This is a genomic window from Salinicola rhizosphaerae, from assembly GCF_014652715.1.
Taxonomy (GTDB): Bacteria; Pseudomonadota; Gammaproteobacteria; order Pseudomonadales; family Halomonadaceae; genus Salinicola; species Salinicola rhizosphaerae.
The window spans coordinates 53,281-68,520 of the sequence record NZ_BMZI01000008.1; the positions used below are offsets into that span (position 1 = coordinate 53,281).

The 15,240-nt window shown below is 63.4% G+C and carries 14 protein-coding genes and 1 tRNA gene; 6 read left to right on the forward strand and 9 right to left on the reverse strand.

What is annotated here, in order from left to right:
- Positions 1-43: 43 nt before the first annotated feature.
- The 4 genes from IE125_RS16895 to IE125_RS16910 all read right to left on the reverse strand — a co-directional run bounded on the left by IE125_RS16895 (position 44) and on the right by IE125_RS16910 (position 4,619).
- Positions 44-1,549 carry a tripartite tricarboxylate transporter permease gene (locus IE125_RS16895; protein WP_189445860.1) on the reverse strand — a complete coding sequence of 502 codons (1,506 nt, stop codon included), beginning with the start codon at positions 1,547-1,549 and terminating at the stop codon, positions 44-46.
- Positions 1,550-1,581: 32 nt separating this feature from the next.
- Entirely contained in the window at positions 1,582-2,025 is a 444-nt protein-coding gene (locus IE125_RS16900) for a tripartite tricarboxylate transporter (RefSeq protein ID WP_189445861.1), read from the reverse strand.
- Between the two features lie 86 nt (positions 2,026-2,111).
- Positions 2,112-3,164 (reverse strand): type 2 periplasmic-binding domain-containing protein, encoded by a 1,053-nt coding sequence (locus IE125_RS16905; RefSeq protein WP_189445862.1) that lies wholly within the window; start codon positions 3,162-3,164, stop codon positions 2,112-2,114.
- Positions 3,165-3,566: 402 nt separating this feature from the next.
- On the reverse strand, positions 3,567-4,619 hold the full coding sequence (locus IE125_RS16910) for a class I fructose-bisphosphate aldolase (RefSeq protein WP_189445863.1): 1,053 nt from the start codon (positions 4,617-4,619) through the stop codon (positions 3,567-3,569).
- A 574-nt stretch (positions 4,620-5,193) separates the two neighbouring features.
- On the opposite strand from IE125_RS16910, the gene IE125_RS16915 reads away from it, so the two are divergent.
- From IE125_RS16915 to IE125_RS16940, 6 genes are all read left to right on the forward strand, one after another.
- A complete protein-coding gene (locus tag IE125_RS16915) occupies positions 5,194-5,562 on the forward strand; it encodes a CidA/LrgA family protein (protein WP_189445864.1) in 369 nt (122 codons plus the stop codon).
- Positions 5,555-6,283 carry an LrgB family protein gene (locus IE125_RS16920; protein ID WP_189445865.1) on the forward strand — a complete coding sequence of 243 codons (729 nt, stop codon included), beginning with the start codon at positions 5,555-5,557 and terminating at the stop codon, positions 6,281-6,283. The genes IE125_RS16915 and IE125_RS16920 overlap by 8 nt, the downstream gene beginning before the upstream one ends.
- Before the next feature lie 136 nt (positions 6,284-6,419).
- Positions 6,420-7,169 carry an alpha/beta fold hydrolase gene (locus IE125_RS16925; protein ID WP_189445866.1) on the forward strand — a complete coding sequence of 250 codons (750 nt, stop codon included), beginning with the start codon at positions 6,420-6,422 and terminating at the stop codon, positions 7,167-7,169.
- Between the two features lie 257 nt (positions 7,170-7,426).
- On the forward strand, positions 7,427-8,482 hold the full coding sequence (locus IE125_RS16930; RefSeq protein ID WP_189445867.1) for a type I glyceraldehyde-3-phosphate dehydrogenase: 1,056 nt from the start codon (positions 7,427-7,429) through the stop codon (positions 8,480-8,482).
- Positions 8,479-9,642, forward strand: coding sequence for a phosphoglycerate kinase (locus IE125_RS16935; RefSeq protein ID WP_189445868.1), 1,164 nt, complete (start codon positions 8,479-8,481; stop codon positions 9,640-9,642). The genes IE125_RS16930 and IE125_RS16935 overlap by 4 nt, the downstream gene beginning before the upstream one ends.
- Positions 9,643-9,689: 47 nt before the next feature.
- Complete coding sequence (locus IE125_RS16940; RefSeq protein ID WP_229809178.1) at positions 9,690-10,643, forward strand: DMT family transporter; 954 nt, start codon at positions 9,690-9,692, stop codon at positions 10,641-10,643.
- Positions 10,644-10,794: 151 nt separating this feature from the next.
- Here the strand turns inward: IE125_RS16940 and IE125_RS16945 are convergent.
- The 5 genes from IE125_RS16945 to IE125_RS16965 form a co-directional block, all read right to left on the reverse strand.
- Positions 10,795-10,884 (reverse strand) — tRNA-Ser (locus IE125_RS16945).
- Positions 10,885-11,038: 154 nt separating this feature from the next.
- On the reverse strand, positions 11,039-11,773 hold the full coding sequence (locus IE125_RS16950; RefSeq protein ID WP_189445869.1) for a transporter substrate-binding domain-containing protein: 735 nt from the start codon (positions 11,771-11,773) through the stop codon (positions 11,039-11,041).
- 289 nt (positions 11,774-12,062) lie between these two features.
- On the reverse strand, positions 12,063-13,574 hold the full coding sequence (locus IE125_RS16955) for a tripartite tricarboxylate transporter permease (RefSeq protein ID WP_189445870.1): 1,512 nt from the start codon (positions 13,572-13,574) through the stop codon (positions 12,063-12,065).
- A complete protein-coding gene (locus tag IE125_RS16960; protein WP_189445871.1) occupies positions 13,574-14,032 on the reverse strand; it encodes a tripartite tricarboxylate transporter TctB family protein in 459 nt (152 codons plus the stop codon). The genes IE125_RS16955 and IE125_RS16960 overlap by 1 nt, the downstream gene beginning before the upstream one ends.
- Positions 14,029-15,018, reverse strand: coding sequence for a Bug family tripartite tricarboxylate transporter substrate binding protein (locus IE125_RS16965; protein ID WP_189445872.1), 990 nt, complete (start codon positions 15,016-15,018; stop codon positions 14,029-14,031). Before IE125_RS16965 ends, IE125_RS16960 begins: the two co-directional genes overlap by 4 nt.
- Positions 15,019-15,240 lie beyond the last annotated feature (222 nt).

The window sequence follows — 15,240 nt, forward strand, 5'->3', positions numbered from 1 at the left end:
CGGGGTCGTCTGATTAACGATCGGAGGACGGCCTCTGCACCGATCAGCTCTCGATCTCCTCAGGCCGGCGGCGATTGCGAACCCGCAGGTAGATGGCGAAGGCGACCGAGACCGCGATCAGCACCCACAGGAAGGCGGCAATTGGGCTCTTGGTGAAGAAGATTGTCAGGTTGCCATAGGATTCGATGCTCTTGACGAAATAGACCTCCGCCGACTTGCCGAGAATGAAGCCGATGATCAGCGGCACCGTTTCCAGTCCAACCTTGTGCGCGACCCAGCCGAAGACACCGAAGATCAGCAGCGTCCAGACGTCGAACATGATCCCGTAGTTGATCGCATAGGCACCGACCACGCACATCATGATGATCAGCGGGTAGAGAATGAACTTCGGCACCTCGATCACCTTGGCGATGTGGCGAATCGCGAAGTACATGATGCCGAACATCAATACGTTCGCCGCCACCAGCGCGATCATCATCAGGTACCAGGTATCGAGATTATTGCCGATGAACAGCGGCCCCACCTGGATGCCCTGCAGCGTGAAGGCACCGATCAGGATGGCGGTCGTGGAATCGCCAGGTATCCCGAGCGATAGCAGCGGCACCAGCGCACCCCCGGTCAGTGCATTGTTGGAGGACTCGGAGGAGACGATGCCCTGCGGCGCGCCCTTGCCCATCTGGGAGGAGTCGCGCGAGAAATTCTTCTCCTGACTGTAGGCGAGCACCGACGCCGCGCTGCCGCCAACGCCCGGCAGAATCCCGATCAAGGTGCCGATACCGGAAGACCGTACCAGATTGAGCAGCTGTCCCTTGAAGACGTTGAAGCGAAACTTGGCACCACCCTTCAAGGAAATCTTGCCCTGGACCGCGTCGTCCTTGAAGCCTTTTTCGGCGTCGAGCAGCACGGTCGTCAGTCCGAACAGGCCGATCAGCACGGGCAGCAGCGAGAAGCCGTCAACCAGATAGTACTGCATGAAGTCGAACATCAGGCGCGGCTCGCCGTTACCGCCTTCCGTGATCGAATAGGTACCGATCAGGCTCAACCAGACCCCGAGCACGCCACTGAAGATACCCATCAGCATGTTCGAGCAGAGCGAAGCGATGACGGTCAGTGCCAGCAGGATGATCAGGAATTTTTCGACATAGGAGAACTTGATCGCGAAGTCCGCCAGCACCGGCGCGAAGAAGAAGAGTACCGCCGCACTGAACAGACCGCCGAAGACCGAGGCGACGATGCCGATCTTGAGCGCTCTCTCCCCCTCCCCACGCTTGGCCATCGGATAGCCATCGAAGGTCGTGGTGATCGACGAGGGTGTCCCCGGTATGTTGATAAGAACAGCAGGCACCATGCCGCCGGAAATCCCCCCGACGTAGAGCCCGAGTAGCAGCGCAATACCGTTTTCCAGACCAAAGGCGTAAGTCAGCGGCAGGCAGACCGCAACGGCCATGGTCGCGGTCATGCCGGGTATGGCGCCAAAGATGATGCCGATCAAGGTCCCCGCGGCGATTAGCCCGAAGAACATCGGCGTGAGATGGGACAGGATATCCATGAGAGTCGGCTCCGGCAGTCAGGTCGATGTGATCAAGGCAGCGTGATGCGAAACAGTTCGGCCAGCACGTACCAGGCCAGCGCCGGCGCGATCAGCGCGTTCAGCACCAGAATCACGAACAGGCGCCGTGTGAGATGATCGACATAGAGCAGCGACAGCAGAAAAACGAAGATCACCGACATGATCAGAAAGCTGTAGCCGGTGTTGGGGAAGACGTCGCTCAACACGCCCATCAGGTAGAAGTAGGCCGTGGTCAGCGCCAGCGTGCCGAAGAAGCGCTTGTGGTCGAACGCCCCTTCGCTACCGACCAGCACTCGCCCGGCGCGCTTGATCGCCGGCGCGATCATGCGAAAGCGGGTCACCACGATCACCAGCAGCAACCCCACCAGAATGGTGGTGACGATGCGTGGAAAGAACAGATGCGATTGGTCGAAGTCGATGGTGACATCGAACATCGACAGCCAGTGACTTTCCATGGAAAGCGACTCCTGCGCCGGCGCACTGCCGGCTTGCGTTCGGACGGAGGCGCCGGCCGATCAGGATCGGCCGGCGGTGACGAGAATCAGCCCTCGAGATCGTTGATGATCGTCTGGTTCTGATCGTTCTTCTCTTTCAGGTAGGAGGACGCTTCCTTGGAGGGCTTGAAATCCGGCACGAAGAACGCCTTCTTCAGCTGCTCCTGAATCTCGCCCTGGTCGTAGATGTCGCTCAGCGCATTGTCGATGCAGTCGATCGCCGCGGGGTCCATATCCTTGTTGTAAAGGAAGAAGAACTCCTTATCGAAGGTGAAGTCCTGGCTGTCGTCCATCGGCACGCTGACGTTCGGCGTGGTGTAGCCGAGCAGCTGCTCGCGCGTGGTATCGCCCATGCCCGACTCGTTGGTCTGCTGGATCGTATCTTCGCGCGCCGTGAGCCAGACGAATCGCATCGCCTTCTGATCGTCGGCCGGCAGTTGGGTGTACTGCTCATTGGCCTGCACGGAGCCGTTGATCATATCCACCGCACCATCGAACAACAGCTGGTTCTTGTCAGCCTGCGAGCCGGTGTTGACCGCGACGATGTTGCTCTCCTTGCCGGGATATTTCAGGCGCACGGCATTCTTGAGTGCGGAGAAGCCAATCTCGGAGACGCTGCCTGGCTGAATCGCGACGCGGATCTGCTTACCGTTGCCCGCCGCCTCGATGACGTCGCTCATCGACTCGTAGGGCGAACCCTTGGGCACCAGATAGGCGTTGCCGGGATTGATGGCAATGGTCGGCCCGACGACATACTGATCGAAGATATTGGGATAGCCGTTCACGCCGTAGAGATTGCCGAGGTAGGCGCCATCGTGAAAAATCATGATGGTGTTGCCGTGGCGACTGCGCTGGAGCGCCTGGAAGCCAGGCATCACGCCCACCGCATCGACTTTGGCATTGATGTCCAGCTTGTCGGCGAGTTGATCGACAACCATGCTCGAAACCTGGTAAGTGTCGCCACCGGTCGAGGTCGAGCCGATCACGACGCGCAGATTGCCGGGCAGCGGACAGTCGTCGGCAGCCTGTGCGGATACGCCGACACCCATGGCGGCACTAACGACCAGTGCCAGACAGGTTTTGCCCCAAATCGGTTTCATCTCGTTCTCCCCCAGTCCGTCCCGTTAGTCCGGATTCGTGGCCTTGGCCACACTCGCTCTACCGGCGGGCATTGAATGATAGCGTTATCATCGAACGCGTCTCGAAAGGTAAAGAAGGTCACTTTGTCAGACAATTGGACTTAGGTAGGTCGACCAAAGTCGAAGTCAAAAACTGCCAGTGGGTCAAGAACCTAGCGCGACTCGATGCTCGGCAGATGACGATGGTCGCATTGGTTGCAGAGAGAAGATGGCTTGGCAGAGGGGGAAAACGTGACGACAGAGGGGTTAACGACAGGAGGGCTGAAGACTCAAGGGGGCTACGACATAAGGGACTAAAGACATAAGAGACCAAAGACAAAGGGCCCACCGAGGTGGGCCCTTTGTCGATTCAGACGTCAAGCGTCAGGCGACGGTGACATCCTTGGAGAGGTAGACGTCCTGGATGGCGTTGAGCAGCTCCACGCCCTCTTTCATCGGTTTCTGGAACGCCTTGCGCCCGGAGATCAGCCCCATGCCGCCGGCACGCTTGTTGATCACCGCGGTACGCACGGCCTCGCCGAGATCGGAGTGCCCCTTGGAACCACCACCGGAGTTGATCAGTCCGGCGCGCCCCATGAAAGAGTTGGCGACCTGGTAGCGCGCCAGATCGATCGGATGATCGCTGGTCAGCTCGCTGTAGACCTTGTCGTGAGTGTGGCCAAAGCCGACCGCTTTATAACCGCCGTTGTTCTCCGGCAGCTTCTGCTTGACGATGTCGGCCTTGATCGTTGCCGCCAGATGGACCGCCTGACTGGTCAGGTCGGAAGCGACGTGATAATCGGTGCCGTCCTTCTTGAATTCCGGGTTGCGCAGGTAAGCCCACAGCACGGTGACCATGCCCAGTTCGTGGGCGCGTTCGAACGCCTCGCTCACTTCCTGAATCTGACGACGGCAGTCTTCGGAACCGAAATAGATCGTCGCGCCGACGGCGACGCAGCCCATGTCATGCGCCTGTTCGATCTGCGCGAACATGGTCTGCTCGTACATGGCCGGCAGCGTCAGGCTCTCGTTGTGGTTGAGCTTGAGCATCAACGGAATCTTGTGCGCGTAGCGGCGAGCCACCGAGGAGAGCACCCCGAGCGTCGAGCAGGCGCAGTTGCAGCCGCCCTGAAGAGCGAGCTCGACGATGTTCTTGGGGTCGAAGTACATCGGGTTCGGCGCAAACGAGGCGCCCGCCGAGTGCTCGATCCCCTGATCCACTGGCAGAATGCTGAGATAGCCCGTGCCACCCAGGCGGCCGAAGTTGAACATCGTCTGAAGATTACGCAGCACGTGCGGACTGCGGTCGTTGTCGGCGAAGACACGATCGACGAAGTCCGGGCCAGGCAGATACAGATCGTCTTTCTTGAATCCGCTGCAGGTGTAGCTGAGAAGGCTGTCGGCTTCGTCGCCCAGCAACTTGGCAATATCGGTCATGTTACGTTTCCTCTGTCCTCTAGATGGGTCATCCGGGGAATGCTCGACTTGGACTGCTTCCCTGCCATTTACCCGATGATGGAGCCCGGTACCCGGTGGGTGACGCTTTACCCGTCCCCCACTGGCCCGACCCGAGCTGTCAGTCTTGTTGTCAGCGGACTCTTGAACACCATCCGCCGCCACCTCGGCCACCGCCTACGCTCCCTCGAGCGTAGCGAGCACGCCGCCCGCGGCGTGCGCTGCCCGCTGGCTCGAGCCCTCTGCGCCTCCGCGTGAAGGTGCCCAACTCGCGGAAAGCGATGATCGACCAATGGCGTAAGCCACCGCCAAGAATAAGCGACAATGCGCCACAGTTCACGCCCGTGCACGGTATCTGCGCCCGATGTCGGTACATTGCCACGCGAGAGCGCCGCCGGAAGCCTTGCGGTAGCGGGCGCGTCCAGATTGTCACGTTTCGTATCCCCGCGCTGACTGAAAATCGTCATGGGAAAGTCTGGCGACCTGGCTCTCGTCTGGGTTCTGGTATCCTTGCCGCTCTTCTCCGCTGACTGAAAGCGACACTCAGGAACGACCCATGTCCGTGATGCGCGGCTTTCTATGGCTGCTGATTTTTCTCCTGCTGGGACAGACCACGGTCGAACTGCTGGCCCTGCCCATGCCGAGCGGCGTCATCGGCATGCTGCTGATGGCGCTCTGGTTCGTCTACCGAGGTGGCATGAATGCGGACATCGTCCACGTCAGCCAGCCGCTGATCGCGATGCTCGCGCTGCTGGTCATGCCGGGCGTTGTCGAGATATTTTTCGTCGCCGGGCGATACGCGAGCCAGGGTGTCTCGATCATCGCGGCGCTGGTTGTCGGCACGCTGCTGAGCGTACTCTCGAGCCTTCTGCTGATGCGCCGGTTCATGCCCCGGCTCGCCATCGACGAGCAGCCCGATGAGTGACGCGCTGGCGAGACTTCATCGGCTGCCCGGTCTCTGGTTCGACTCCCCCGTCGCCGCCATTGCGCTGACGCTCGGGGCCTACTTCTTCGGCATCTGGCTATTCAAGCTGATCCGCCGCCCGAGCTGGTGTCCGCCTCTGCTGATCGCTGCACTGGTGATCGCCGGCGTCATCGCCCTCTTGCCGGTCGATATCGAGGATTACAATCGCGGCGCCGCCTGGCTGATGCTGCTGCTCGGCCCAGCGACGGTCGCGCTTGCCGTCCCGCTCTACCAGCAGCTGCCGCAGATTCGCGCCCTGTGGAAGCCGATCCTGCTGACGCTGCCGCTGTCGGCAACGCTGGCCGCCTTCTATGCGCTGCTGATTGCCTGGAGCCTGGGAGCGTCGCACGATGTCCTCGCGTCGCTGGCGCCCAAGTCAGTGACCTCCCCCATCGCCTTGAGCCTCGCCGCACAGCTCGGCGGCTCCGCTGCACTGCTGATGGGCGCGCTGCTGGTCACCGGCATGACCGCGATCTTCGGCGTCGAATGGCTCGGGCGACTGCTGCGTATCCACGACCATCGACTCCTCGGCCTGGCGCTCGGCATCAACGGCCATGCTCTGGGCACCGTCCGCGCCTTCGAGCTCAGCAGCGTCGCCGGCGCGTTTGCCTCGCTCGGCATGAGCCTGACCGGCGCCTTCACCGCCGTGGTGCTGCCCCTGGTTTGGCATCTGCTGTTCTGATCGTACCTTCGGACATGACCGTTCCGCGCTGTCGCCAGCTCGGGTACCGACGTGTCGCAACTACAGGCGGATGCCTGACAACAGCCGCCGGCCAGCTACGCTGTAACGGACATGGACTTGGCACGGAGGCCAACCAATGACCCTTGCTAGCGACACCCGACAGGGCAACCCGACCCTGGTACTGATGCACTTCTTTGGCAGCTCTCACCACGAATGGGCACCGGTGCTGCCGCTGCTCTCTGCCGATATCCGCGTCGTCACGCTGGACATGCCAGGCTTTGGCCGGGCCAGCGACGTGACCGGGTACGACGTTGCCGCCATGACGCGGCATGTGCGGGATGCGATCGAATCCGCCGAGCTCGAGAACGTGATTCTCGTCGGCCACTCTTTCTCGGGCCGCATGGCGATGACCGTCGCCGCCGAGCGGCCAGACTGGCTGCGCGCGCTCGTCCTCGTCGCGCCGTCGCCTCCCGGCCCGCAGCCGATCAGCAACGAGGAACATCGATTCCAGCTCGACTTCGACTTCAGCGAAGCGCAGGCGCGTCAGTTCATCGACGGCGCCAGCGCGGTCACTCTCGCCCCGCACCTTTACCAGCAGGCGGTCGAGGATGCGATCAACGCCAACCCCGCGGCGTGGCGCGCCTGGCCCAGCGAAACCTACGCCGAAGACTGGGCCGACCGGGTCGGTACGCTCGACTTGCCGGCCTGGGTGCTGGTCGGCGACAAGGACCCCTCTCTGCCGCCATCGACCCAGCGCGAACTCGTCATGCCGCACCTCGAGCACGGCGAGCTCGAGGTCTTTCCGGGTTACGGCCATCTGCTACCGATGGAGATGCCGGAAACATTGGCCGAGCGCCTGCAGGCGATCGCCGCCAGGTTCGCCTGACGGATTCCCGGCTGGCGATACAGGTCGAACTCGACTCCCGGAGCGATCGACTGTGTCAAATTGGAGCGAGCTCGGCTTCCGGTACGATCAGTGAAGTCGGGTTGGAGTGAGGTCTGCTCCCAAAGGCGTTGGTCGCAGCGCCCGTCTAGGTCTGGCCGAACAAAAGCCGCCACAGGTTCAGCGCCTGATGCGCTCACGGCCCGGGAGGAATGCGCTACCATGCGCACTTCCGTTCCCCAACTGCGGCAGTGCGCCCCATGACCTACCGAGTCGCCATCAACGGCTACGGCCGTATCGGCCAGAGCGTGCTGCGCGCGCTGGTCGAGCGGCCCGACCTGCCTCTGGAAGTGGTCGCGATCAACGAGCTTTCGGATCTCGAGACGATCGCCTATCTCACTCGCTACGACACGACACATGGGCGATTTCCCGGTCGCGTCGAGACGCGTGATGGCTGCCTGATCATCAACGGCAGCGCGATCCAGATTTGCAGCGCTCCCGAACCCGAGGCGCTCGACTGGGCGGATCTCGGTATCGACCTGGTACTGGAGTGCTCGGGCAGCTTCAAGGATCGCGCTACCGCCGAGCGTCATCTCGACGCCGGGGCGGCAAGGCTGCTGTTTTCGCAGCCGGCCGAGGCAGACGTCGATGCGACCGTGGTCTACGGCGTCAACCACCACGTCATTGCACCGGCCATGCGCATCGTCTCGGCGGCTTCGTGCACGACGAACTGCCTGGTGCCGATTCTCGATGTGCTCGAACGCCACTACGGCGTCTCGCATGGCGTTACGACCACCATTCACTCGGCGATGAACGACCAGCCAGTGATCGATGCCTACCACCGCAGCGACTTACGTTTGACGCGCTCCGCGATGCAGTCGATCGTGCCCGTCGACTCCGGCCTGGCACGCGGTATCGGACGCCTGATGCCGCACCTTGCCGAGCGCTTCGAGTGCCTGCACGTGCGCGTGCCGACGATCAACGTCTCGGCCATGGACATGGCGATCTCGCTCGAGCGAGACGCCGATGCCGCCGCCATCAACGCCTGTCTTGCCGAAGCGAGTCGCGAACGCTACCTCGGACTGCTCGGTATTACCGTCGAGCCGATGGCCTCGGTCGACTTCAACCACGACCCGCGCTCGGGTATCGTGGATGCCACTCAGACCCGGGTGGCCGGCGGCCGCCTGCTCAAGCTGCTTTGCTGGTTCGACAACGAGTGGGGGTTTGCCAACCGTATGCTCGATGTCGCCCGTCACTGGCTGGAACTGCCGTCGACCGACGCGGCAATTCCCCACCACAAGGAGTGGAGTTCATGACCGTACGCAAGATGACCGATCTGGACCTGTCCGGAAAGCGCGTGCTGATCCGCGAGGATCTGAACGTTCCCGTCAAGGGTGGCAAGGTCACCAGCGATGCGCGCATCCGCGCCAGTCTGCCGACCATCCAGGCCGCGCTCGATGCCGGCGCGAGCGTCATGCTGATGAGCCACCTGGGTCGCCCGACCGAGGGCGAGCCGGCGGACGAGTTCACCCTCGCGCCGGTGGCAGCGCACCTCTCCGAACTGCTGGGCAAGCCGGTACGACTGGAGAAAGACTATCTCGGTGGCGAGGTCGAGATCGACGCCGGCGAGATCGTGCTGCTCGAGAACGTGCGCTACAACCCGGGCGAGAAGAAGGACGACGAGGCGCTCGCCAAGGCTTACGCCGCGCTCTGCGACGTCTACGTCATGGACGCGTTCGGCACCGCCCATCGCGCCCAGGCCTCGACCCACGGAGTGGCGCGCTTCGCACCGCAGGCGTGCGCGGGGCCGCTGCTGGCCGGCGAACTCGACGCGCTGGAAAAGGCGCTGAGCTCGCCCAAACGCCCGATGGCGGCGATCGTCGGCGGCTCCAAGGTGTCGACCAAGCTCGACGTGCTCTACTCGCTGGCCGACAAGTGCGATCAGCTGATCGTCGGCGGCGGGATCGCCAACACCTTCATCGCCGCGGCGGGGTACAACGTCGGCAAGTCGCTCTACGAAGCGGACCTGGTCGGCAAGGCCAAGGAGCTCATGGCCAAGGTCGAGATCCCGCTGCCGAGCGACGTCGTGGTTGCCACCGAATTTTCCGAATCCGCGGAGGCGGTGGTGAAGCCGGTCGATCAGGTCGGTGACGACGAAATGATTCTCGATATCGGCCCCGATACCGCCAAACGCCTTGCCGGCCTGCTCAAGAATGCCGGCACAATCCTCTGGAACGGCCCCGTCGGCGTGTTCGAGATCGACCAGTTCGGCAAGGGCACCGAAGTGATATCCCAGGCGATCGCCGCCAGTGACGCCTTCTCCATCGCCGGCGGCGGCGATACCCTCGCCGCCATCGACAAGTACGGCATCGCCGATCGGGTCTCCTATATCTCTACCGGTGGCGGTGCCTTCCTCGAATACGTCGAAGGCAAGACGCTCCCGGCGGTCGCGGCGCTGGAAGCGGCTGCCGACTGATCACCAAAGACAGTCGCCGGAAGACACTCGCCGCCAAAGGAAATCACGTGCCAGGGAAGGCCACCACGCTAGACGATTCACCCCTCGCGCCAGCCAGCCGCGGCGTACGGCTGGCCTCCATGGGCATCCTTCTTGCCGGCGGGCTCTGGGGCTTCTACTGGCTGCCGGTTCGCGAACTCGAGCAACACCACCTCGGCGGCGTGTTCGGCTCGCTGATCATCGCCGTCACGGCATGCCTGCTGCTGTTGCCCTGGGCTTGGCACTATCGCCATCGCCTGCGCCGGGCCTCGGCCAAGGGACTGGTCTCCGTGGCCCTCGGCGGCGCCGCTTTCATGCTCTACTCCATTGCGCTGGTCTACGGTCAGGTCGCGGTGGTCATTCTGCTGTTCTATCTCACGCCGGTGTGGAGCACGCTGATCGAGCGGTTCTGGTGGCGCTGGCCGCTGACCGGCCGCCGAATGGCAGTCATCGCGCTGGGGCTCGGCGGGCTGGGGCTGGTCATGAGCGGCAACGGTTCGCCGCTACCGCAAGGGCCGGGAGACTGGCTTGGCCTCGCTTCCGGCGCCCTCTGGGCCATCGCGTCCAGCGGCATGCGGGAGCACAACACGCTCGGCCCCGGCGAAGGGAGTTTCCTGTTTGCCATCGGCGCCGTGATCGCCGCCCTGCTGCTGATGCCGGCACTGTCTCCGGAACTGATAGTGCCCGACCTGCTGGTCAAGCGGCTCTCGATAATCGACGCGCCGTGGACTGCCGCCGGCTGGGCACTCGCCGCCGCGGGCGTATGGTGGGCCGCTTCGCTCGCGATCGTGGTCTGGGCAGCCGGCCATCTCGCCCCGGCCCGCCTCGGCATCCTGATGATGAGCGAGGTCCTCGTCGGCGTCTTTTCCGCCGCCCTTTTCGCCGGCGAACCGCTTGCCATGATCCAGATCATCGGAGCGGCGTTGGTCATCACTGCCGCCGTGATGGAGGTGATACCAACACCACGCACGGCAACGGGCTGAGAAACGCCCCCGGCCGCGGAAATCGAGGCCGAAGGCGAGCACAAGCAACCGCCAGGACCGGGTTTTGTCGCCGCCGGTGGCCTACCGGAAGCCCACCAGGGGACGAGCGGACACAAAAAAACCGGCTGCGATGAGCCGGTTTCTTCATGTTTGGCGGAGAGGGAGGGATTTGAACCCTCGATACCCGCGAAGGTATGCCGCATTTCGAGTGCGGTGCATTCGACCGCTCTGCCACCTCTCCGAATCGCTTCGGCTCATCGTCGCCGGTCGAGTAACGCGGCGGAGCCTCATCGAGGGGGCGCATCATAACAGAAAAACCGGTCCGCATGTGAAGCCTTCGTGACTCGCCTCGATGCCCTCGACATCCGCCTCGCGGACGCTGGGCATCTCGGCGCTCAGGGCGCCTCCTGCGCCTCTGACTGACCGCTTTCGAGCAGGCCGCGCTTGACCTCGCCTTCGCGCTTCATGCGCGCCAGAAATCGCTCGACGTAATCGGCCGCGGCCGCGTAAGCCTTGGGGATCGCCATGCACTGCTCGATGGTGGTGAACTGTCCGGGCAGCACGCGGAAGTCGGCATGCTCGCTGGCGTATCGTTCCAGCGGCTGGCGCACGCCCGCCGCGGCATCCAGGCGCTCCTCCACGAACAGTTTGATCGCCGCGGCAGAGGTCGGCGCCCGCTTCAGCGTGGCATGGCAAAGCTCGCGCGAGAGAAAGAGGTCATAGGCAGCGCCCTGCCCGACGGCGATAGTCACACCTTCGGCATCCAGTTCGCCGATATGATGGAACGGCGAATCCCGACGGACCAGATAAGTGCCTTCGATGATCACGTAGGGTTCGGTGAAGCGGACTTTTTCCGCGCGAATCGGGTCTCGCGCCAGGAACCCCAATCGCCAGCCGGCCTCGTCGACCGCCTTGAACGCCTCGCCGGCGGCGTCGAACGTCACGAAGTCGAGCTCCACCTCGAGCTCGGCCGCCAGCGACCGCGCCAGAAGTGCGGAAACGCCGACCGGCTGACCCTCCTTGCCGCGCTGAGCCAGCACCGGATTGCCGTAGTTGATGGCCACGCGCAGCTCGCCGTGCGGCGCGAGCTGTTCGCGTACAAAGGCTATTTCTCCGCTTTCGCTCGTCATACCGACTCTCCTTGCGCTGCCTTGCCTCGCGCCGCCTTGCCTTGCGCTGCCGCCGTGCGGTCTCCCGTTGATAACGTCTCGAACTCTTCGCAGCGGCATCCTCACGCAACGCCGAGACCACCCGGGAATCGTTGCCAGCGCTTTATCAAGGTAGCCGCTGCACGCACGCGGTGTTAGACCGCAAAGGTCTTAGCCCATCGCCGACAGACCGATCGCGTGCCCAGACGCGAGAAGCCCCCGCCGAAGCGAGGGCCGTCCACTGCTGCCAGCGCATCACGCCATCCCGGTATTAGGGCGCCTTGGCCGCCGGCAGGAATTTCGCCTTGAGCTTGCCAGCGACCAGCGGCAGGAAAGCGACCAGCGCGGCGGCGACCCAGAGCCCGATGGAGAGTCCCGACTGCCACAGGATCGCGGCATCCCCGCCGCTGATCGAGAGCGCTCGACGCAGATTCTCCTCCATCAACCCGCCCAGCACGAAGCCGAGTACCACCGGCGCCAGCGAGAAACCGAATTTGCGCAGCAGATAGCCGAACACGCCGATGACCAGCATCAGGTAGATCGCCATCAGATCCGAATGGAGCTGGTAGACGCCGACGAAGGCGAGAATCGCGACGCTCGGCACCAGAAGCCAGCGCGGCACCTGCAGCACCCGGGCAAAGACGCCGGCCAGCGGCAGATTGAGCAGCAGCAGCATCACGTTGCCGATGTAGAGCGAGGCGATCAGACCGCCGACCACCACTGGCTGCTCGCGAAACATCATCGGGCCCGGATTGATGTTGTAGAGCATCAGCGCGCCAAGAAGGATCGCGGTCGTGCCGGAGCCGGGAATCCCGAGCGTCAGCATGGGCACGAACGACCCCGCCGCCGAGGCGTTGTTGGCCGCTTCCGGCGCCGCCAGACCGCGCATGTTGCCGGTGCCGAAGCTGTTGTCATGATCGCTGATACGCTTCTCCGTGGTATAGGCCACCGCACTCGCCACCGAGGCGCCGGTTCCCGGCAGGATACCGATGACGAAGCCAATCACGCTGGAGCGTAGAATCGCCCACTTGCAGTGGAGCACTTCGCTTAGCTTGACCATGACGCGGCCGATCGGCGCCATCTCGCCGTCCTGATCGTGACGGAAGGCGTGCTCGAGCATCAGCAGAATCTCGCTGACCGCGAACAGCCCGATGATCATGACGACGAAATCGATACCGTCGTAGAGCTCGGGCATGTCGAATGTGAAACGCAGGACACCGGTGCCGGAGTCGACGCCCACGGTAGAGATCAGCACGCCCAGCACAGCGCCGATCAGCGTCTTGAGCGGGTCCTTGCCCATCATTGCGGACATCGACGCGAAGGCGAAGATCATCAGCGCGAAGAACTCGGCGGGGCCGAATTTCACCGCGACGATCGCCAGCAGCGGCGCGAACAGCGTCAGGCCGAGGATGGCAACGGTCGCACCGATGAACGAGCTGACGGCCGAGAGCCCCAGCGCCGGCCCGGCAAGCCCCTTCTTGGCCAGCGGGTGGCCGTCGAGCGTGGTCATCACCGCGCCGGCATCGCCCGGCACGTTGAGCAGAATGCTCGACATGCGTCCGCCATATTCGGACCCGGTATAGATGCCGGCGAGCAGGATCAGCGAGGATTCGGCCGGCAGCCCCAACGTATAGGCCAGCGGCATCAGGATGGCGATGCCGTTGATCGGGCCGATGCCGGGCAGCGCACCGAACAGCGTACCCAGCAACGCGCCCAGGAACGCCAGGCCGAGATTGAGCGGCGTCAGCGCGACGCCGAAGCCTTGAATCAGAAAATCGAACATCAATTGGCTCCCAGCAACGGCTCGATCCAGCTACCGGTCGGCAGCGAGATTCCCAGGGCGTAGGTGAACAGCAGGTAACTGCCGGCGGCGAGCAGCACACCGCCGATCAGCGCCTTGAGCGGCGTCGCACCGAACAGCCAGGCGATCGCCACACTGACGATTGCCGTGGTCGCCAGAAAGCCGAGATCGACGAACAGCGCGGCATAGACGAACAGCAACACCAGCGTGAACAGCAGACGCAGCAACAGCGCCCCGCTCGGCCACTGACCGCTCGGCCCCGGGCGCACGAACAGCACCACCGCCAGAATCGCCAGGAGTGCCGAAAGAATCAGCGGAAACGCCTTCGGCCCTACCGGGTCGTAGCTGAACGGCACGTCGAGATGCCAGGCCTGGACGGCGATGAACGCCGCCAGACCGAGCAACAGAAGACTCAAGATTCGGTCGGCGGCTAGATTCATTGGGTCAGACCCACGTCCTTGGCCAGCTGGGTGAAATCGGCAACCTGCTGGGTCACGTACTGGTGGAAGTCGTCACCGAATTTCGACATCGGAAACAGCCCACGACCTTCACGCAGCTTGGCGAAGCTCTCGGTCTCGCTGAGCTGCTCGAGACGATCCGCCCACTTCTGATACTCCGCGTCAGAGACGTTCGGCCCCATGTAGTAGCCACGCCAGATCGGCCACTCGACGTCGTAACCCTGCTCTTTCGCCGTGGGAATGTCGGCATAGGGCCCGCCCATGCGTTCTTCGGAGAGGGCCGCCAGGATGCGGATCTCGCCGCTGTCGAGCTGCGGTTTGAGCTCGGCCAGATCGCCGGTGAAAACCTGAATGTGCTCGCCGAGCAGCGCAGCCAGGGCCTCGCCGCCCCCCTCGAAGGAGACATAGCGCAGCTTGCGCGGGTCGACATCGTCAGCCTTGGCCATCAGCGCGGCTTTCATCCAGTCCTGACTGCCGATAGTGCCGCCCGCGCCGATCACCACGCTGGAAGGGTTCTGCTTCATCGCCTTCATCAGCTCGTCGAGGTTCTGCCACGGCGCGTCCTTGCGTACCACGATCGCGCCGTAGTCGACCCCCAGCGCGCCAAGCCAGCGCACGTCATCGACCTTGTGCTGCTGGCCGAACTTGCCCAGTGCCAGGTTGAGCGCCGCACCGGTACTGGCCGCCACGATGAGGTTGGGATCGTCGTCACGCACGCCCGTCACGTGGTTGTAGGCGACGGCACCGATGCCACCCGGCATGTAGCTGACCATCATCGGCTCATCGATCAGCTTGGCGTCCTGCAGGCCATTGGCGGCCAGTCGGCAGGTCAGATCGTAACCGCCGCCCGGTTTGGCCGGGGCGATACATTCCGGCGGCTTGGCCTGGGCCTGAACGGCGCCGGTGAGCAGCGCGCCGCCAGTCACGGCGGCGACCAGCCAGCGGCGGAGAGAGATAGATTTCGGCATGCTCTGCGTCTCCTGGGTTGTTATGCTCGCAAACCTGATCGCGGCTACCGGACTGACGCCGGTTCGAGCCGCATCGTGGCGATGCTAGAGCGCCAACCTGTCGCCAACCTGTCATCTAGTCCTTTGGTCTTATAAGACATTGGTCGTAGAGCCCGCGCCCGACTACCGCATCCGGCGGCCGTCAATCGGCTCGGTCCCACATAATGACCCTGCTCGAGGTTT